Raw genomic sequence first — 19072 nt, 5'->3', positions numbered from 1 at the left:
TCATAGCCGGGCTTTCTCATTAAAAGTTTTGTGTTGTGTGACTGATTTGATTGCCAATCATGACTGTTAACCCGACGATTACAAAAAATAAAACAACAATCCACTGCTTCAAGTACCATCTCTCCATGCCTAAAATATATCATTTCCCTCTTTTTTTTTCGGTTATTTTGCGAAAACAATCGAAACGTACAGATTATTGACGAAAAATATGATGAAATTTCAGGTATTGTGGCGTTTTTTGCGCTTACCCGGGGAATAAAAAAGAGGGGAAATTTATTTTTTCAAAAACATTTTCATGTCCTCTCTTATTCTACAAAAAACAAAGGCCGTTGAGAAGAGATATTTTGAATAAATTCATAAATTTGACGAATTTTTACGAATATTGGATGATTCGCTGCTCCAATCGTTCGATTCTTTTTGCAAATGCCTGTTTTTCCTGTTCTTCTTTCCTTTTGACCAGCCTTTTTTTACCCTTCCAGATCGTAAAACCCTGAATAGCAAAATCTAATGCTTTTTCATAATCTTTTTGTGCATGCTCATAATACTTAGAAAGTTCAATTGCAGGTTCCTCATCAAGGTTATTTTCTTTAATTAATTCCTGCCAAAACTGAACAGAAACATCTATTTGATTTTGTTTTTTATATAAAGAAGCAAGTGATTTCTTTGATTGGTATTGAAGTGATGTTCCAGTAGCTAGCACTTCATTATAAAAAGCAATCGCTCGATCTTGTTCATTTAAAGCTTCAAACCATCGTGCAGCTTCAAATATTTCTCTTTCTGTTCGAATACCCTTCCCTTGAACAAGGGTGGACATATGAGTATAAAGTGTAATTAAAGAAAGTACGTCCCACTCATTATGCTGAAAGACTCCCTCCAGTAAAGAAGGGTCTCCCTCGTTGCAATATTGGAAATAAAGCATAGGAGCTAGGTAGCCAGGGGTATCATGAATTCTGCTGACTCCCAGAATTTCTTTTTCCACTACTGATAACTTCACAGCTGGCAATGATTCTTTCCAAAGCCTTCTTGCTCCGTGCAAAAGGTCAAAATGGCCAAATTCCGGCAAAGAAGGAACATAATCACGAATTAATGTATGCCTCGTTTTTACTTGCGGCCAATCAAACGATTTCCCATTATAAGTCACTAAGTTCCGAAGCTCTTTAACATGATTTAAAAAGTAATGATACAGTGCCACTTCAGAACCTGGACCAGGCAGGAAAAACTGATTCACAAGTACATGATCCTCTTTTACCTGGCTCATTCCGAGCATAAAGATTGTATTGCCTGCTCCGCCGCTTAAGCCCGTTGTTTCCGTATCAAAGAAAAGAAGCTGTGATGCCTCCAAGTCTTTAGCGTTTAGCGGATGAGTGGCTTTAATATCCTGCCATCTTAATACAGCGTCCTTGACGTCCGTGAACCGGTACCTTCCCCACATATGATCAAGCGGGTATTCTACTTTTCTAATGATGCAATAATCATCCTCAAAAAAATAAGGAGTTGCACCGAACTTCTCCCAATATTCAGCATGATCAATTATTTTGTTTTCCTTTTCATTTGCAATTTGAGAAGAAAAAACCTCTGTTGAAACAGGATTAACCATATGCTTTTTTAGTCGTTTCAATTTATTTTGAATCGACATGATGCGGCACTCCTTTGATTTGAGCAATTAATTTTACAGCTAATGCTTTACTGTTGCTGCCTTCTTCCAGTGTTCCAGTACATGATGGACATCCCTTTTCACAAGGACATTTTTCAATCATAGACAGAGCTTGATCTAAAACGGTATCCCAAGATCCATACACCTTTTCACTTAAACCGATCCCCCCCGGATAACGATCATAAATAAAAATAGTGGGCTGCTGGTTATGAACGGCTTTCACCTGAGGTACAACATGTAAATCATTTGCATCACACATTACAAAAAGTGGAGCAACGTGACGCAAAACATGTGCAATACCCAATAAACCGGCTTCTAATTTTTCCTCAGAAAGATTTTCATTATGAAAAGTAAGCCATGTTGCTGAAGTATGAAGTTCTTCTTCAGGTAGATGAATTGGACCTGATCCGATGTTATCATGTGTTTCAAATTTGATTTTCTTAAAAATCGTCGCTTTTGCAACAACCATGACATCGCCGTATGCTTTAGCGTTTTGGTCATTGTCGGATTCTTTATCCACCTCTAATACATTAAGCGTAACGGCAAGGTTTGCATCAGTAAAATAATCGACATCAACTTCACGTACATAGGCCTTCTTTTCCTCATAATCGAGCTTTTCAACTTGGTATTGAGTTCCTTGATGAAGATAAATGGCTTCTTCATGTAAAAGAGTCATAGAACTAAAGCGATCCATTTCACCGATAACTTTTACATCTGCCACATTTGTTAGATCAATAATGACTACATTTTCCTGGGACGCTGAACGTAAGCTAATGTTGTGTGCAGGGAAAGAATCATTCATCCAGTAAAAATGTTTTCCTCTTTTATGAAGCACTTGTTCATCAACTAAAAATTCAAGCACATCTTCTATCTCCTGACCGCCGAGCTTTTCGTTTTCCTGAAAAGGCAATTCATATGCTGCACATTTCAAGTGATCCACTAATATGATCAAATTGTCTGGGTTCATTCGGGCAGATTCAGGTGAACGCTCGAAAAAATAATCAGGATTTTGAATAACGTACTGATCAAGCGGTGAAGAAGATGCAACCATGATGACAACACTCTCATCCTGCCGTCTTCCAGCTCGTCCTGCCTGCTGCCACGCACTTGCGATCGAGCCAGGATAACCTGTTAAAATACAAGCATGAAGTTGCCCGATATCCACACCAAGTTCAAGAGCATTTGTTGAAACAACTCCCATAATATCTCCATTTCGGAGCCCTTTTTCAATAGCACGGCGCTGTTTAGGAAGATAGCCACCTCGATACCCTTGAATTGATTTAGTGCCAAATTCTTTTTTAACCAGTTCTTGCAGATAAGTAAGCAATATTTCTACCCTTACCCTACTTCTCGCGAAAACGATTGTCTGAATATGATTCTCTAAAAAGAGCTTAGCTAGATTACGGGCTTCGAGTGTAGCGCTTTTCCTTACATTGAGCGGTTTATTAACAACTGGCGGATTGTAGAATAAAAAATGTTTTCTCCCAGCTGGCGCACCATTATTGTTAATTAATGTCATAGTATTTCCGGTAAGCTGTTCCGCCAGCTCTTTTGGATTAGCGATTGTTGCTGACGTACAAATAAAAATAGGGTCACTCCCGTAAAAATTACAGATGCGTTTTAAACGCCGAATGACATTCGCTACATGACTTCCAAAAACACCCCGGTATGTATGAAGCTCATCGATTACCACATACTTTAAGTTCTCGAATAAGGCTACCCACTTAGTATGATGAGGCAAAACAGCAGCATGAAGCATATCTGGATTCGTCATGACGATGTTCCCTGCTTTTCTCACGACTTGACGGATATTAGCAGGAGTATCTCCGTCATATGTATAGCTTTTTATATCTAATCCCATCTCATCAATCAGTTCATTGATTTCTGCTTTCTGATCTTGAGCAAGTGCTTTTGTCGGAAAAAGATATAGAGCTCTTGCTTCTGGATTGTTTGCGACCTCTTGTAATACAGGCAGGTTATAGCAAAGCGTTTTACCAGAAGCCGTAGGCGTAACGGCAACAAAGCTTTCTTGTCGGAGCGCAGTCTCATACGCAGACAGCTGGTGTATATACAATGAAGAAATGCCTCTATTTTTAAGAGCAGATCGTATATTTGGATGCAAAGTTTCCGGAAGCGAAACAGATACCGCTTCACGTGGTTCTATCGTCTTCCAGTGTACAATTTGTTTGGATATGTCAGGCTCACGCAAAACATCCATAACTTGTTGAATGGATTTTTTTCGAAACATGGCTCTCACCTCACTACCTATTTTAACGAATATTTGTTCGTAATGAAACAGGGACTTAATATGGAATGTTCAATTCCTGCCCTGACTTCCCTTTGTAAATTTGTATTACAATCGTCTTATGGAAATATTGTACTTTTCAATGATAAAATATAGATCGATTATACGTAAAAAAATGTAAATGGGAGTGAAAAAAATGTCAGTAGATGTTTATCTTAATTTCAATGGGAATTGCCGTGAAGCTGTAGAATTTTACGCAGAAGTATTTAAAACGGAAAAACCGCAGATTATGACGTTTGGTGAAGCACCGCCAAACCCAAATTACGAACTTCCAGAAGAGGCTAGAGATCTAGTTATGCACACTCGTTTAAATATTGATGGCAGCAATGTCATGTTTTCAGACACATTTCCGAGTATGCCATTTGTAGAAGGAAACAATGTAACACTTGCCATTGTAAATAAAGACATGGACCAAATAAAATCAATGTATGAAGGATTAAAAGAAGGCGGAGAAGTTGTTATGGAACTGCAAGAAACGTTCTGGAGCAAACTTTATGGACAGGTTACAGATAAGTTCGGCATTCATTGGCAGTTAAATTATGATAATGGAGAAAGTTTCTAAACACATATAAGTACTTAAATAATAAGGAGCCCTTGTTTGCAAGTGCTCCTTTTAGTCGTGTTCATGAATCAATTGGCTTCTATCGTTGAAAAACTGCTTATATCCTAAATGCAAAAATAGGATTACAGAAAGCGAAACGCTTCCTACGATACCTAAGATGACAGCTATTTGGTATTCTATTGCAACAACAGGTGAAGTTCCTGATAAAATTTGACCTGTCATTAAGCCAGGCAAAAAAACAATCCCCATTCCAACCATAGAATTTATTGTAGGAATCATAGCTGCATCAAACGCTTGATTGGTAACCTCTTTCGAAGCTGCTTTTGGTGTTGCTCCGAGCATTAAAGCTCCTTCTACTTCCTCTCGATGTGATTTCATACCAGTAATCAGGTTATTTACACCTAATGTGATGCCTGTCATTGAATTTCCAATGATCATACCAGCGATTGGTATAAAATAACGCGGTTCATACCATGGAGATACATTTATTACGATAAAAATAAAATAAAAGAGACTGAAAAATATACCTAGCGTCATAGACAGCGCAATTATTTTTTTCATCTGTAAATTAATCTTAGTGTTCGATCGCTTATAAACATTATAGATAGCAAACACTTGCATAATACAAATAGAAAAAAGGGTTAATATCGGATGTGCATTTTCAAAAAGATATACTAATATATAACCCGCTAAAATAAGCTGAATCGTCATCCGGACAGTAGCTAAAAATATTTCTTTTTCTCTTGGAATTCTTTTAATCTTAACAATCAATATTAAAATCAAAATAAAAACGTACGCGGAAAGGAGCTGCCAAAACGAAAGATCAATGATTTCTTTCATGAATTGTCATCTCCTTTTTCAAACTATATTTCATAAGGTCTATCGTATGATCTGCCACTTGAGCTGCTAATTCCTTATTATGTGTGACAAAAATGAGTGAGAGATCTTTGTCTTTTACGTACTCCAAGATTTTGTGTACCACAACCTCAGCAGTTTGCTCATCCAAAGCAGAAGTAGGTTCATCGAGCATCAGCACCTCTGGATTCATAAGGAGCGCCCTCGCTATCGCTATTCGCTGTTTTTCTCCTCCAGAGAGGTTTAATGCATTGTCATTAAGATTTTTATTTAGTTGAAACTCCTCCAAGATGCCATTGAGTTGCTTTATACTTGGTGGCTCTTTCTCTGAGAATTTAGAACCTATCGTTATATTTTCTTTAATAGTGCCGTCAAATATAACCGGAGTTTGTGGAACCATAACGGATTTTCTTCTTAATTGAATAGGATCCAAATCAGAAATTAGTTGTTTTTTGTAAGCTATCTGTCCATCATCTGGTGTAATCATGTTATTTAATAACTTCAGCAAGGTTGATTTCCCGCTGCCGCTGGGACCTAGAATACAAGTTACAGACTGTCCGGGTATAGTAAGATTGTCAATTTTAATCAGTTCGTTTATTTTAATATTTGTTAATCTGTACAAACGAAACTCTCCTGTCATCCATAAAGAATCAATCTTTTACTTTCCCTCATTAATGCAATCCCTAACATTATCTTTGACATTTCGGACAATAAAATGATTTAATGGCCGAACTTTCTATCCTTTCAATCTTCGTTCCGCAGCGAAAGCAATTTTCCCCTTCCCTTTCGTAAACAAGGCGATTCTCATTAAATCCTCCCGTTTTCTTATCACCTTCGTACATCGGGTTGTCCATATAGCCCCCCAGCTCAATTGCATTCTTTAATACAGGTTTAATTGCATCGTAAAGTGATTTTGTTTGTTCCTCTGTAAGATCTTTCGCTTTTTTAAGGGGATTAAGTTTTGCTTCGTAACAAATCTCATCTGAATAACAGTTACCGATTCCTGCAATGAACTTTTGATCAACTAGTATTGGCTTTAACCCTCCTTTTTTCTTGTTTATCATCTTATCAAAATCTTCCTCACTCAATTCAAAGGGTTCAGGTCCAAGATCAGCAAGTTTCTCTTCTAATTCACCGTTTGATAAAAGATGAAGATATCCTAGCCTCAATCCGATGAAATAAAGCTTAAGATCACCAAAAGATAAAATTACTTGTTTCGTCCTATCAGGAGCATTTCTGTCATTCCCTAAGAACATCCATCCTCCAAGCATTAAATGCAATAAAAGGTTCTGCCCTGAGCTCAACTCAAAAATAAGATGCTTTGCTCTTCTTTTTACTTGGGTTATCGTTTTCCCTCGAACATGTGAAATGAAATCTTTAACGTCTTTATTAATTGATTTTTCTCTTTTAATCTTTACATCTGTTATGAATTTATTGAGGATATTGTGACTTAACAGAATTCGATATGTTTCCATCTCTGGCAGTTCTGGCATTTTTTTAGCTCCTTAAAGTTCCTTTCATTATTATTGGGCAGGGTATTAATTTTATGTACACAAAAAGGACGGCCGATTTAGCCATCCTTTCATAATCTTATATGCTTGTTCTTAAATCCCAAAGCTCAGGAAAAAAACGCTGATCTAATACTTTTTTCAAGTAATTTACACCAGATGATCCGCCAGTTCCTACTTTAAACCCAATAATTCGTTCAACTGTTTTCATATGACGGAATCGCCACTGTTGAAGCCAGTCTTCAATGTCTACCAGCTTTTCTGCAAGCTCATATAGGTCCCAATACTTTTCAACATTTTTATAGACCTCAAGCCATGCTGCCTCGACAGAACGATTGTACTCATAACGTTTTGTTACATCACGGTTTAACACTTCTTCATCTATATGGAGCCCTGCCTTTGCAAGCGCCTGAATGGATACATCATAGAGACTAGGTGTATGAAGGGCAGCTGTCAGCTGTTCGTGCAGGTCAGCATCTTTCTTATAGATTTCTAAAATATGAGGCGTTTTATATCCTAACGCAAATTCAATCATGCGGTATTGGTAAGATTGAAAACCAGATGCTTGTCCAAGTTTGTCACGGAATTCCATATATTCTGCAGGAGTTAGTGTTGATAGAACATCCCACGATTCAATGATCTGAGACTGAATCTTTGATACGCGTGCAAGCATTTTAAATGCTGAATGAAGATTACCATTTTCTATTGAGGAAATAGCTGACCTTGTTTCATGTAAGATTAATTTCATCCAAAGTTCACTCACTTGGTGAATAATAATAAACAGCATTTCGTCATGGTGGCCAGAAAGTCTTTTTTGGCTCGATAAAATTTGATCAAGCTGCAGATATTCTCCATAAGTCATCTGGTTAATAAAGTCCGTGTAAATCCCTTTTTCCGTTTCTTTGCTGTCCAATTTTTTCTGTTCTGTCATTTGATCCACTCCCCATAGGACATAAAAACTTTTGTTAACGCTTTCATTATACATCAAAAAAGGGATTTCTTTTAGCCTTTCTTAAAAAGGACAAACCTTAAAAATTTTTATATCGAACATTGAAGGTAATTGTAAAAATTTACCGAAATAGACTATCATTCGATTATTGTATAGGAGGTTTCATATGACACAAATTCAAACGAAGCACATTGATATCTTTGATAAATGTAAAACGAATGAAGGATACTTCGGGGACTTCAGGGTTTCAGATGATCAGTATTTTGTATCCCCAATTTTAGATTCTGTTCCTGGAACAGTGATGTCATTTAATGGACAAGACAAAATCATGTGGGCTACTAACAACTATCTTGGATTGGCAGAAAACGAAGATATAAAGAAAATGGCAGTGGAAACAGCCGAAGAATGGGGTGTGAGCGGTCCGATGGGCTGCCGCATGGTCAGCGGAAACACGCAGGAGCATGTTCTGCTTGAAGAGGAACTTGCTTCTTTCGCAGAAAAAGAGTCTTCTATTCTTTTTAACTTTGGTTATTTAGGCATTATTGGTACGATTGCTTCCCTTGTGGGCAAAGATGATATCGTAATCATGGATAAACTATGTCATGCTTCCATCATAGATGCAGCAAAACTAGCGGTAAGTGACCCGCGAAACCTTCGTGTCTTCCGGCATAACGATATGAACAGTCTCGAAAAATTATTAAGGTCAGTAAATAAGAATCGTAAAGGCGGTGTACTGATTCTCACGGAAGGTGTATATGGAATGACTGGTGACATCGCAAAACTAGATGCGATTTGTGATCTGAAAGATAAATATGATGCACGCCTTTTTGTCGATGATGCACATGGGTTCGGAGTAATGGGACCCAGCGGAAAAGGTGTTGGTGAGCACTTTGGCGTTCAGGACAGAGTTGATATATACTTATCTACTTTTGCAAAAGCCTTTACTGCTATAGGCGGCGTTTCAGCTGCAAGCAAGGAAGTTGTGGATTGGATTCACTACAATGCCAGAACACAAATATTCGCAAAAAGTTTGCCGATGGTATATGTAAAAAGTCTTCGTAAAACATTAGAACTTGTTGCGTCAGGTCATGACCGTAGACATAGACTTTTTCAAGTATCACAAAAGCTCTCAAACGGTTTAAGAGATATAGGTTATTTTGTAGCTGATACCCCCTCCCCTATTATTTCTGTTTATGTTCCTGGGGGCGACCTTCAAATGGGACTTCATTGGGTTAGATACTTACGTGATAACGGATTGTTTTTGCAAGCGGTTATGTATCCGGTAATTCCAAAAGGGTTGTTCATGTTCCGAATTATTCCAACCGCAAGCCATACAGAAGAACAAATTGAAACAACTCTTCAAATTTTTAAGAGATTACGTGATGAACAAGGTTTACAGCTAAATGTAAACCTTAGTGCAGTCGACAGAATATACGCAAACAATTAAATAGAAAAAAGCTTGAGTTCAGTTCTCAAGCTTTTTGTTTTTCTAGGATTTCTTTTATTTTTATTAAATCTTTTTTATTCGCTCTTTTCATCATTAAAGACATAAATGGAACAAAAATTTTAGAAAAACCAGATGGCACTCCTTTATTTTGTAGAGTCATTCGGGTTTGATCACCATCAACAGGTGTCCACGTATAGGTCGTTTCCATTGGAAAAGGGCCGTCAGCCGTTTTCATTACAAGCTTTTGCCCTGGAATAAAGTCTGTAATCTCATATACATACTCTAATCTTCTTCCTAAAAACTCTGCGATAAACGCTATCTTGGAACCTTTTTGTAACTCTTTTTCGGTTTGCCATTCTGCAGATTTGATATTCACATACCAATCTGGAGCATGATCAGGATTTGCTGCATACTGAGCTACTTTTTCTTGAGACCTATTTATAATGATTTCTGTTACGACATTTACCATTTTTGCACCTTATTTCTCTTCTATAAAATTCTTTAAATGAACAGCAAGAAGTTCATTCCACCCATGCCGATGAGTTTCTTCCCAATGTGGTTCAAGAATTCCTGCAGCTTGATGTATCAGTTGAAGAATCGTCTTGTTATCTTCCTCAGATAACTTATAAGAATAAAAGCTGTTAACAGCACCACTCATACCTAGTAGTCCATTTAACCGAATTTCCTCATTTTCTTTAAAATAAGTTACCGTTCCCCATGAGGCACCTTCACCATTACCCCAGTCTTCGTAAAAGCGGCCTGTCAAATGAGGCTCAAAGATTAAAGTTGAGCCTTCTTCTCCGAGTCTAAACTTCCACCAGCTGTTTATATCTTGCGTCAACGCTTTAAATACTGTTTCTTTTGCTGCCTGTATAACAATCTCTTGCTCAATCTCGAATGAGTCTACTTTTCTTTCAGTTGTTTGCTCCATTTTCTCCTCTTCCCTTTCTTCTACTAAGTTTTTGAGTTGCATTAATCCTTTTGCAAGTGGTTCCTCATATTTGCTGACCCATCTGTTATAAAGCTCCTGCAGTGGGATCACATTTAAATAGTTGAGGCGCATCCTTCCTTTTCTCCTAATAAGTACGAGGTTAGCATCTACAAGTACACTTAAATGTTTCATGATCGCATATCTCGAAACATCATACTTTTCACTTATCTCTCCTGTAGAAAGCGGCTGCTTCTTTAAATCGTCCAAAATATCAATACGAATGGGATGTGATAATGCTTTAAAGACATCAACGAGATCTTGGTTAACCATTTCGCTAAATACCACCCTCTTTACTTTAGATTATATGTGCCTAATTGGTAACATTTAATATGTGACTAAATAGTAACATTATAAATGTAAGTAGTCTACAAAAAATAAAAACCCGGGACGAATCCCGGGTTTTTTCTTACAAGGAGGTTACTGATTAACGAAGTCCGCCTAGCGCTTGAGCTACAAGACGCTTAGTGATTTCGCCACCTACAGATCCGTTTGCACGAGAAGTTGTGTCTGGTCCAAGATGTACTCCGAACTCAGCAGCGATCTCTTGCTTCATTGCGTCAAGAGCTCCTTGTGCTCCAGGAACCACGATTTGGTTGCTGTTGTTACGTGCCATGCGATTTCCCTCCTTTGGGAGATAATATGTACGGAAAAGCTGAGATGTTTTTCCGTTAAAGGTAGTATGGGTTAATTTTGAAAACCTATTCATAGAAATATAATTTTTTTTCAAAAAAAACAAGAACTCGTTAGAAGTCCTTGTTTTGCTGCTCTTTACTTAGTAAATCTTCTTCTAGTAATTGAGCTCTTTTTAATTCTTTTGCAGAATGTTTTTTAAAAAACACAACTGTTCGCCAAGCGAAAATTGTAAATATGGCTAGTGATATAAAAGCTGGGATATATTCAAGTTTGTTTTCCGGAAACACAATCGGCAGCATCTCTTTGCACCCTCTCGTAAACATTACGCTTTATTATATCAAATTAGGAGAGCAATTGAAAATCTATAAATAAGTATTCTTATTGTTTTGCATCTCTCTAGAATTTGCATTAAATGTTTTGTATATGACTGCTAAACAAACAAAAAAAGCCATTCCGATGCTAAAACCTGCAAGTATATCAGATGGATAGTGTACTCCAACATAAACCCGGCTTAGACCTAAGAAGAATGGAAGAATAGTGCCGATCCAAAGAATCCATGGTTTTGGGTATTTTTGATAGAGCAAGAATGCTGAAAATAAATAGAAAGATGTTCCGACCATAGCGTTCCCGCTTGGAAAACTAAACCCATCCTCTTCTAATAAACGATTCCCTAATGGACGTTCCCTTTCAAATGCACTTTTTAATACAAGATTCAAACCATAGGATAATGCTATACTTGCAAGCAGAAGAATACCTCTCAGCCATTCTCTAAACAGAAATAAGCCAATAACGCTAAAAATGCATAGTGCTCCTAATACTTTTGCATCTCCGACATATGTAAAAGCGATAACCAATTCATTTAACGCTTCATTTCTAAAACTTAGAATAATTTCTCTTGCTCCATCATCGAATGCACGTACGATACGAGTGTCATAAAACACAAATAATATAAAACTCATTATACAAACACTTAATAAAACGTTATACTTTTTCATGTTATTAATTCCCCCCTAAAACTTATTTTACGTTATATATACAAAAAACAGGAGAAAAAAAAGCCCTCCTAGTTTGGAGAGCTTTCTGTTTCCTGTTCTTTAATATATCGATTCCAAGGATGTTCAAGACATTCCTTGCTGCATGAACGTTTGTGTTCCTTCTCACAGTCCTCACACATTATTAGGTGTGCATTGCATTCGGGGTTTCCACATTTCACATAGCGTTCTTCAGGATTTCCGCAATGATAGCATTTGCCGACAACCGTTTCTTCTCCGCTTCGATTTATTGGAACTGAGATGCGTTCATCAAAGACATAGCATTTCCCGTCCCAATGTTTCCCTTTTGCCTCTTGGTCATAACCATAACTGATTATACCTCCTTCTAGCTGAGAAACATCCTTGAATCCCTCTTTTAAAAGAAAACCAGAGAACTTTTCGCATCGGATTCCACCTGTACAGTAGGTTAGTACTTTCTTATCTTTAAACTGACTAAAGTTTTCCCTAACCCATTGTGGAAGTTCTCTAAATGTTTCCACATCCGGTCTTATCGCGTTCTTGAAATGTCCAAGATCATATTCATACGTATTACGTGCGTCCAAAATCACCACGTCTTCTTGCTCCATAGCTGCAAGCCATTCTTTTGGCGAAAGATGCTTACCAGTAGTTTCATTTGGATTCACATCATCCTCAAGACTTAGATGCACCAGCTCAGGTCTCACTCTGACTTTCATCTTTTTAAATGCATGAGATTCTAAAGATTCTATTTTGAAAACCGTATCCGCAAATCGAGGATCATTCTTCATATCTTCCATATATTTTTTTGTCTGTTCGATCGTTCCGGATACCGTTCCATTTATTCCTTCACGAGCAACCAGGATCCGTCCTTTTAATCCAAGTCCCTTACAATAGGCAAGATGTTCTTCTTTAAAAGATTCGGGATCATCTATAGTTACATATTTGTAATACAACAAAACTTGATATTGCATAATTCCACCTACTTCTGCTTCTTAAAAACTCCTTTCTTATAATAACAAATTATTTTAAAAAGAAAAATACACGCTACTATATCTGTCTGCAGCACCCATACAATTATTTACAGATATTCTCTCCCATTCCCAGTTGTTTCAGCGCTTTCATTGTGTGAATATTTAATTAGTGGGATTCGTTGGAGGAACTGGGATATCGGGGGATATTATGCGTTTAAAAATTGCTTCTTTAAGTATTTCAGCTTTTCTTTTGATGGGGTCTGCAACATATGCAGCAACACCTTATACTGTTCAGCAAAACGATACTCTTTGGAGAATTTCTCAAGATAAAAATGTTAGTTTGAGTAAGGTAATCGGAATGAACCTATTAAACAGTTCAACGATTTATGCTGGACAAACTCTTTATGTTCCAACGTCTTCAAAACAATATACAGTAAAATCTGGAGACACATTATATAAAATCGCTTCGGCGTCAAATGTTAGTCTATGGGCAATTCAACAGGCAAACCCGCAAGTACGACAAATCAACTGGGTTTATCCTGGACAAGTACTAGATCTGCCAGCTTCGGCTGCAAAACAACCTGCCGCACCTACTCCAGCACAATCTTCTGTTGGTGTATACGCAACTCAAGTTTCACAATTGGTGAATCAAGAGCGCCAAAAAGCTGGTCTTGCCCCATTAACACTTGATGCTGAATTAAGCAATGTTGCTTTGGCAAAAGCCAAAGACATGATTGCTAATAATTATTTCGATCACAATTCACCAACTTACGGTTCACCTTTTGACATGATGCGCAGCTTTGGCATCCATTACACAGCAGCAGGCGAAAACATTGCCAAAGGTCAGACTTCACCACAAGCTGTTATGAACGATTGGATGAATAGTCCAGGTCACAGACAAAACATTTTAAGCACAAATTATGATTCTATCGGAGTTGCTTATTATCAAGGAGCTTGGGTACAGCTTTTCAAAAAATAAAGATCTTCCAAACGAACTCCACGAAAAAAGCATGCAGCTTCAAGCCGCATGCTTTTATTTTTTCAGAAGCGATATTCGAAACGGAAATAGTTCTCCTGTCATTATCTCATGTACGATAGCAGGATCATTATTCATGATATGAGTAGCTTCTTCATTATCTACATCCTGTAAAATCACTATCCCAAATGATGCATCAAGACAAGGTCCTGCCAGTACAAGTTTACCCTCTTGCAAAAGATTTTGTAGGTAGAAAAAATGAGACTCCAAGGTATTTTTTTCTTCTGCAGACTGATTTTCCATAAAGTCTGGTCGTAACGGTTTAATCTGATATAAAAATTCTCTAGTTTCCAAAATAATCTCCCCTTTATAGGGATAGATTCCCTCTTTAAACACTAAATCCTTTTTAGATGGTCTAAACTCGAAGTATTTTAATCTCTTTTCTTTTTTCCTGTAGCAGGCTTTTTATTGGCTGGTTTCCCGCTTTTTTGTGGAGTTTGTTCCTTAGACGTATTTTTCTGAATATCTTCTATAACTACATTGCCTCTCTCAAGGAGCTGCTTTTGCAGCGGGACATTTATATTTGCAGTCCATTTCTTTACAGAAGACAATTCAGCTTTTGTTACGAGTGATACAACGATTCCTTCTTTCCCCATTCTTCCGGTTCTTCCTGAACGGTGAACATACTGTTTCACATCTTCAGGAAGCTCAAGGTGTACAACGTGTGTCACATCGGGTATGTCCAGACCGCGTGTCGCAACGTCAGTAGTTAAAAGTACTGGGATTTTACCTCGTTTAAAATCATTTATTACTTTTTGTCTATCTTGTTTTGTAGAGTTACCAGCAAGAACACCCAGTTTAATCTTTTTGTATTCAAGTTTTGAAGCGAATTCATCCATTTTCATAGAACTGTTTATAAAAACAATCGCTTTTATTCCAGGTGTATGACGAATTAACTTTCGAAGGTTATCCACCTTATCACGGTACTCAGATACCATGAACGTGTGTTTCACCTGGTTTGTTGTCTCTTGTTTATCGACTTTAATTATTGAAGGTTCGACTGCTAATTTACTTGACCAATCTTCTGTTTTTTTATTAATGGTTGCCGAAACAAAGACGAGCTGGCGATCTTTTAAGGTTGCACTTATTACATGTTCGACATCTCCGTTAAAACCAGCTTCAATAATATGATCCGCTTCATCAATGACAATCGTCTTAACTTCATGCACCTTCAGTTTTTTGTTTTGTATTAATTCTTTTACTCGTCCTGGTGTCCCAACGATATATTGAGGTTTTTTCTTTAACTTATCAAGCTGCCTCTGCATGTTTGCTCCCCCAATCAGAGAAGCTCCGCTGAGCCCGCTGTTTTCGGTGAACTTTTGGCAAACTTCATATATCTGCATAGCAAGTTCTCTAGTTGGTGCAAGAAATACAACTTGTGCATTTTTTGTTTCTGGATCTATCTTTGCGAGTGCAGGCAAAGCATATGCAAGAGTTTTTCCTGTTCCTGTCGGCGATTCAATAACGATGTCTTTATTCTCTAATAAATTCGGAATTGCGCGCTCCTGGATATCAGTTAGTGATGTAAATCCGCTTTTATTCCATGCATTTTGGATAAATTCCGGAAAACTATGTATCAGTTGTGTCATTTTTTATACCCCTTAAAATATTCATTCATTTCTTTCATTGATGCAATTACCTGTTCAAGTACTAGTGAAAAACGTTCAGGTTCTTCTTCAGAAAAAGGCTTTTGTAAATGGATGGAGATCGTATTGCTAAATACGTTTCTTGATTCTCCATATATATAGGTAAGTTTTTGCTGAATATCTCCTTTTAAATCACCTTCTGACCATTTTTTCAGAATGGATTGAAGCTGTTTACAATCTGTTTCAATTTCATAGACCGGTGTTTCTATAATTATGGAAACCTTGCTGCCAGCTCCTTCAGGATTATCTTTTAGTTTTTCAGTTGCGTAATTTTCAAGATTTGTATTTAAAGTAAGATTTCCCTTAAAAGACTGACTGATGCCTGAAACGATAAAATCAATTGAGTAACTTCTGCCGATAACTGCAAGATCCACTAAATCTCTTCGATCTACAATTTCTATCACGCCAGCAAAATCTAAATCATATACGGCACCTTCAAGCACAATCTTTAGATTATCATAAACCGATGGATGATACATCTTGCTCGCTCCTTTATTTAAAAATATTACTGTTTTCGTAACCCATGTTGCTCTCTGATAGTAGTTGCTTTCCGCTCCAGGCTGCTCGCTTTCCACGGGGTGTGCGGTGAGCCTCCTGCCGCTTTGCTCCATCAGGAGTCTCCACCTGACCGCTTCAAGGAAGTTCCTTGCTCCTGCGTCTACAAGTATATGCTACTGAAGCGAGCTTTCTCGTCGCATGCCTGGCGAGATGCTTCTCATGTGGTAGGCACGCACCTTACGCTTCAATCACCTTGCATAGGAAGAAAAAAATAACATCCGACGGTACGTGAAATTTTATTCTTCTTTTGAACTCATTTGTTCTTTCATTTGGTTTAAAACATACAAAACCGATTTCACCATTTCAGTGATGCGTTTATCTTTCATATTTTTTTGAAAGACATAAACACCCAGGTAACCAATGTTTTCAGCCGCGGTCTTGATCTGAATTGGATATAAATATTTAGGCTTATTTGTGATTACCCATTCCCGTGCAAGCGGCTCCCACTCTTGCACCCTAAAATGGATGCGGTCTGCAAACGGCTTAACTTCACTATAAAAATCTGCTTCCGACTCTCTTGCCTTCGTTTCTGTTTTATAAATATGAAACGCTTCATTAATATCAGCGATTAATTCTGTCGTTTTGTTGTACAAATTGCTCATAAAAAAAGTCCCTCCATTCTTTATATCGTACCAAAGAATGAAGAGACTTACACTTTTCATTTCATTTATAATGTAAACAAACTCACAAACCAGTTCTTTTTCGGCTTTTCCTTTACATAAAGCTTTTCCTCTGGATAATTGTTTTTCAGTAAAGCTACCTCGAGGTCCTGAAGACGCGCCTCCATGTTTTCCATTTTCTTTATAAGTTCTTCAAGTTCAGAAGCATGCTGGAGCATTTGATAGGAAACAACAGCATCAGCTTTCTCTTCAACCTTTTTTTCTAATGCTCTAATGGCTGCATTAAGCCGGTCAAACTTTTCTTCAAACTGGGTTGGCAGTTCTACCGTTTTCACTGATGTTTGAAATGACTGGATTTGAATATCACTCATCAATAATCCATTATCGAGCTGAGTTTTGATCTCCCTTAACTGCTCGATATCTTCTTGCTTAAACAAATAATGGCCATGTTCGTTCTTATCACATTGAATATTAAAATGTCTGACCCAACGCTGAACCGTTGTCGGATTCACCCCGAGTTCCTCAGAGACAGTTTTGGTCTTCAACACCATTTCCATTATGAATCCCTCCCCGTTTTCTTGTAGGAACTAATTTCGTGCTGTATCCTCTTATCCCCTTCACACGTGACAAAACTAGTTTTTATTCGGCAAAGAAAGTGCAATTTTCCTTTTTTAACTTTAATTCGACAGCTATTTGTTGATTGTTTGTATATTCAGTCGCTTCAACCGCAAAACTAATATGAGTTCACGTTTATAAAAGGAGGTGCAAAAAATGACCGAAGACAGCAAACAGCAAAGAAAGCAAGACCAATATTCACAACAGCAAGTAACTGAAAAAACAGAACAAAAGCAAAATACAGGTTATGGTGATAAAAAACTGAATGGACCCGATATTCCAAGCACGTAACAAAAGAAAGACGGCATACCCTCTGCCGTCTTTTTATTTGGCTCTTTTCTAAAAGATTGTTGCTTTTAGTATTTTGTTCATTCCCTCACTGACAAGTTGTTTGGAGTGGAAGGTGCTTGCCTACCACATGAGAAGCTTCTCGTTAGGCATGCGACGAGTATGCTCACATCGGTAGCATTTTCTCGTAGACGCAGGAGCAAGGGTACTTCCTTGAAGCGGTCAGGTGAGACCACTCAAAGGCGCAAAGCGGCGAGGGGCTCACCGCACGCCCCGCGGAAAGCGAAGCAACCTGATGCGGAAATCAACTACTTACAAGAGCAACAAAGTTTGCGAAAGCCTTTTATATTTATCGATTTTGGATCCATTCTTTTAATAGGATGCCAATTTTAATCTGTCTCTGCTTTTGTTTATACCAATCTGTAAGACATGGTTGTTGTATGCTCTTTACGGGATGATAAAACACATCCGTATTCATTCCCTTTCTATACCAGTCTTTCATAGGCTTTCTATGATGACGGACAATCGGATAGGCCATTCTAAGCATCGGTGTCTCCCTCATTTTTTTCGGATATACATACTTTTCAAAATCATGCCGCGAACCAGTATGAGTAACTGCCTCAGAAAAACGAATAATATCTTCGCTCCATCTCGATTCGAATAAAATGGAGTAAAGCATCTTCCCCGTTTCTATTCTATTTTTTACAGATTTAAATCCATGAACTGAAATTCCGTATACATCCCCAGAAAGAACGGGGAATAGTACTGTACTGAAATGCATATAGTCTTGGAGCAGAAATGGAGTTCCTGAAAATATCCTTTTCTTATAAAAAGACTGCCTAATCACTGGCTTATCAATCACATGCTGCTCATTGATGATTAACGATGTACATAATCTCTTTAAATCTTTTGCGATCCAAAAACGGTGCCATTCTTCCTTCATGAATGCTGAAACATAAAAGTTATCAAGGAGATCAAATAATGGAGCCCCTTTCTTTTTACAGTATTCATAAAGAAGCAGCTGAGGAAAAGCATCTTGGAAAATCATCCAGTTTGCACGTTCATATGTATGAAACAAATGTTTTCTTGTGTCTTCAGACAAAAATCTTGGAAGCCATTCTCCCTTTAAATCACACATGCTGTATCCAGCGTTGCGTGAAACAAGACTTGCGAGCATTGCCCATCTTATTTCAGGGTTTCTTTTAAAAAAAGAGGCATAGCTTACGGTACGTGAAATATTATCACGATTTTGTGAAATCGTTTTATTCAAGATTGTCATTGTAATATCCTGATATCGCTCTTCCACGCTTTGCCTCCTAAGTCTCGTCCTCTTCTTTTATGGTTCGCTTCAGCACTATAAAATATTTGTATCGCGTAAGAAAAAGGAGTAAACTAATCTTTATGAAAGATGCAAAATGGAAAAA

The 19072-nt window shown here is 37.6% G+C and carries 22 protein-coding genes; 4 read left to right on the top strand and 18 right to left on the bottom strand.

What is annotated here, in order from left to right; genetic code table 11:
- Positions 1–373 precede the first annotated feature (373 nt).
- Together UN64_RS14850 and UN64_RS14845 are read right to left on the bottom strand one after the other, a co-directional pair.
- The gene (locus UN64_RS14850) at positions 374–1636 is read right to left on the bottom strand and encodes a ribonuclease H-like domain-containing protein (protein ID WP_077364139.1); all 1263 of its coding nucleotides are present in this window, start codon (positions 1634–1636) and stop codon (positions 374–376) included.
- Complete coding sequence (locus UN64_RS14845) at positions 1620–3902, bottom strand: DEAD/DEAH box helicase (RefSeq protein ID WP_077364137.1); 2283 nt, start codon at positions 3900–3902, stop codon at positions 1620–1622. Before UN64_RS14845 ends, UN64_RS14850 begins: the two co-directional genes overlap by 17 nt.
- Before the next feature lie 193 nt (positions 3903–4095).
- On the opposite strand from UN64_RS14845, the gene UN64_RS14840 reads away from it, so the two are divergent.
- A complete protein-coding gene (locus tag UN64_RS14840; protein ID WP_077364135.1) occupies positions 4096–4521 on the top strand; it encodes a VOC family protein in 426 nt (141 codons plus the stop codon).
- 51 nt (positions 4522–4572) lie between these two features.
- Here UN64_RS14840 and UN64_RS14835 read toward each other — a convergent pair whose 3' ends face one another.
- The 4 genes from UN64_RS14835 to kynA form a co-directional block, all read right to left on the bottom strand.
- Positions 4573–5361 carry an ABC transporter permease gene (locus tag UN64_RS14835; RefSeq protein WP_077364133.1) on the bottom strand — a complete coding sequence of 263 codons (789 nt, stop codon included), beginning with the start codon at positions 5359–5361 and terminating at the stop codon, positions 4573–4575.
- Entirely contained in the window at positions 5345–5998 is a 654-nt protein-coding gene (locus UN64_RS14830; RefSeq protein WP_077364131.1) for an ABC transporter ATP-binding protein, read from the bottom strand. The genes UN64_RS14835 and UN64_RS14830 overlap by 17 nt, the downstream gene beginning before the upstream one ends.
- 67 nt (positions 5999–6065) lie before the next feature.
- Positions 6066–6869, bottom strand: coding sequence for a DNA-formamidopyrimidine glycosylase (gene mutM, locus UN64_RS14825; protein ID WP_077364129.1), 804 nt, complete (start codon positions 6867–6869; stop codon positions 6066–6068).
- A gap of 97 nt (positions 6870–6966) precedes the next feature.
- On the bottom strand, positions 6967–7815 hold the full coding sequence (gene kynA / locus UN64_RS14820) for a tryptophan 2,3-dioxygenase (protein ID WP_077364127.1): 849 nt from the start codon (positions 7813–7815) through the stop codon (positions 6967–6969).
- A gap of 184 nt (positions 7816–7999) precedes the next feature.
- On the opposite strand from kynA, the gene UN64_RS14815 reads away from it, so the two are divergent.
- Positions 8000–9280 carry an aminotransferase class I/II-fold pyridoxal phosphate-dependent enzyme gene (locus UN64_RS14815; protein ID WP_077364125.1) on the top strand — a complete coding sequence of 427 codons (1281 nt, stop codon included), beginning with the start codon at positions 8000–8002 and terminating at the stop codon, positions 9278–9280.
- 25 nt (positions 9281–9305) lie between these two features.
- Here the strand turns inward: UN64_RS14815 and UN64_RS14810 are convergent, their stop codons facing one another.
- The 6 genes from UN64_RS14810 to trhO all read right to left on the bottom strand — a co-directional run bounded on the left by UN64_RS14810 (position 9306) and on the right by trhO (position 12885).
- On the bottom strand, positions 9306–9749 hold the full coding sequence (locus UN64_RS14810; protein WP_077364123.1) for an SRPBCC family protein: 444 nt from the start codon (positions 9747–9749) through the stop codon (positions 9306–9308).
- A 9-nt stretch (positions 9750–9758) separates the two neighbouring features.
- The gene (locus tag UN64_RS14805) at positions 9759–10541 is read right to left on the bottom strand and encodes a metalloregulator ArsR/SmtB family transcription factor (RefSeq protein ID WP_077364121.1); all 783 of its coding nucleotides are present in this window, start codon (positions 10539–10541) and stop codon (positions 9759–9761) included.
- A 154-nt stretch (positions 10542–10695) separates the two neighbouring features.
- Positions 10696–10884 carry an alpha/beta-type small acid-soluble spore protein gene (locus tag UN64_RS14800; RefSeq protein ID WP_066395381.1) on the bottom strand — a complete coding sequence of 63 codons (189 nt, stop codon included), beginning with the start codon at positions 10882–10884 and terminating at the stop codon, positions 10696–10698.
- 130 nt (positions 10885–11014) lie between these two features.
- Entirely contained in the window at positions 11015–11203 is a 189-nt protein-coding gene (locus UN64_RS14795) for a hypothetical protein (protein WP_077364119.1), read from the bottom strand.
- A gap of 63 nt (positions 11204–11266) precedes the next feature.
- Positions 11267–11899 carry a phosphatase PAP2 family protein gene (locus tag UN64_RS14790; protein WP_077364117.1) on the bottom strand — a complete coding sequence of 211 codons (633 nt, stop codon included), beginning with the start codon at positions 11897–11899 and terminating at the stop codon, positions 11267–11269.
- 68 nt (positions 11900–11967) lie between these two features.
- The gene (gene trhO / locus UN64_RS14785) at positions 11968–12885 is read right to left on the bottom strand and encodes an oxygen-dependent tRNA uridine(34) hydroxylase TrhO (protein WP_077364115.1); all 918 of its coding nucleotides are present in this window, start codon (positions 12883–12885) and stop codon (positions 11968–11970) included.
- Positions 12886–13093: 208 nt separating this feature from the next.
- Between trhO and UN64_RS14780 the strand changes: the two genes are divergently transcribed.
- Positions 13094–13864, top strand: a complete 771-nt coding sequence (locus UN64_RS14780; RefSeq protein WP_139343141.1) for a LysM peptidoglycan-binding domain-containing protein — start codon at positions 13094–13096, stop codon at positions 13862–13864.
- A gap of 54 nt (positions 13865–13918) precedes the next feature.
- Here UN64_RS14780 and UN64_RS14775 read toward each other — a convergent pair whose 3' ends face one another.
- The 5 genes from UN64_RS14775 to UN64_RS14755 all read right to left on the bottom strand — a co-directional run bounded on the left by UN64_RS14775 (position 13919) and on the right by UN64_RS14755 (position 17302).
- Complete coding sequence (locus UN64_RS14775) at positions 13919–14215, bottom strand: YciI family protein (protein WP_077364113.1); 297 nt, start codon at positions 14213–14215, stop codon at positions 13919–13921.
- A gap of 77 nt (positions 14216–14292) precedes the next feature.
- Positions 14293–15501: a DEAD/DEAH box helicase gene (locus UN64_RS14770; protein ID WP_425590122.1), complete on the bottom strand. Its 1209-nt coding sequence runs from the start codon at positions 15499–15501 to the stop codon at positions 14293–14295.
- 5 nt (positions 15502–15506) lie between these two features.
- Positions 15507–16178 carry a hypothetical protein gene (locus UN64_RS14765; protein ID WP_077364109.1) on the bottom strand — a complete coding sequence of 224 codons (672 nt, stop codon included), beginning with the start codon at positions 16176–16178 and terminating at the stop codon, positions 15507–15509.
- Between the two features lie 183 nt (positions 16179–16361).
- Positions 16362–16727 carry a DUF1798 family protein gene (locus UN64_RS14760; protein WP_171978931.1) on the bottom strand — a complete coding sequence of 122 codons (366 nt, stop codon included), beginning with the start codon at positions 16725–16727 and terminating at the stop codon, positions 16362–16364.
- Positions 16728–16792: 65 nt separating this feature from the next.
- Positions 16793–17302 (bottom strand): MerR family transcriptional regulator, encoded by a 510-nt coding sequence (locus UN64_RS14755; protein WP_077364105.1) that lies wholly within the window; start codon positions 17300–17302, stop codon positions 16793–16795.
- Between the two features lie 214 nt (positions 17303–17516).
- Between UN64_RS14755 and UN64_RS21415 the strand changes: the two genes are divergently transcribed.
- Positions 17517–17651: a hypothetical protein gene (locus UN64_RS21415; protein WP_281249456.1), complete on the top strand. Its 135-nt coding sequence runs from the start codon at positions 17517–17519 to the stop codon at positions 17649–17651.
- Between the two features lie 346 nt (positions 17652–17997).
- Here UN64_RS21415 and UN64_RS14750 read toward each other — a convergent pair whose 3' ends face one another.
- The gene (locus UN64_RS14750; RefSeq protein ID WP_139343138.1) at positions 17998–18954 is read right to left on the bottom strand and encodes a DUF2515 family protein; all 957 of its coding nucleotides are present in this window, start codon (positions 18952–18954) and stop codon (positions 17998–18000) included.
- Between the last annotated feature and the right edge of the window lie 118 nt (positions 18955–19072).

The sequence above is a fragment of the Fictibacillus arsenicus genome (assembly GCF_001999465.1).
GTDB lineage: Bacteria > Bacillota > Bacilli > Bacillales > Fictibacillaceae > Fictibacillus > Fictibacillus arsenicus.
This window is presented reverse-complemented; position numbering and strand designations above follow the sequence as displayed.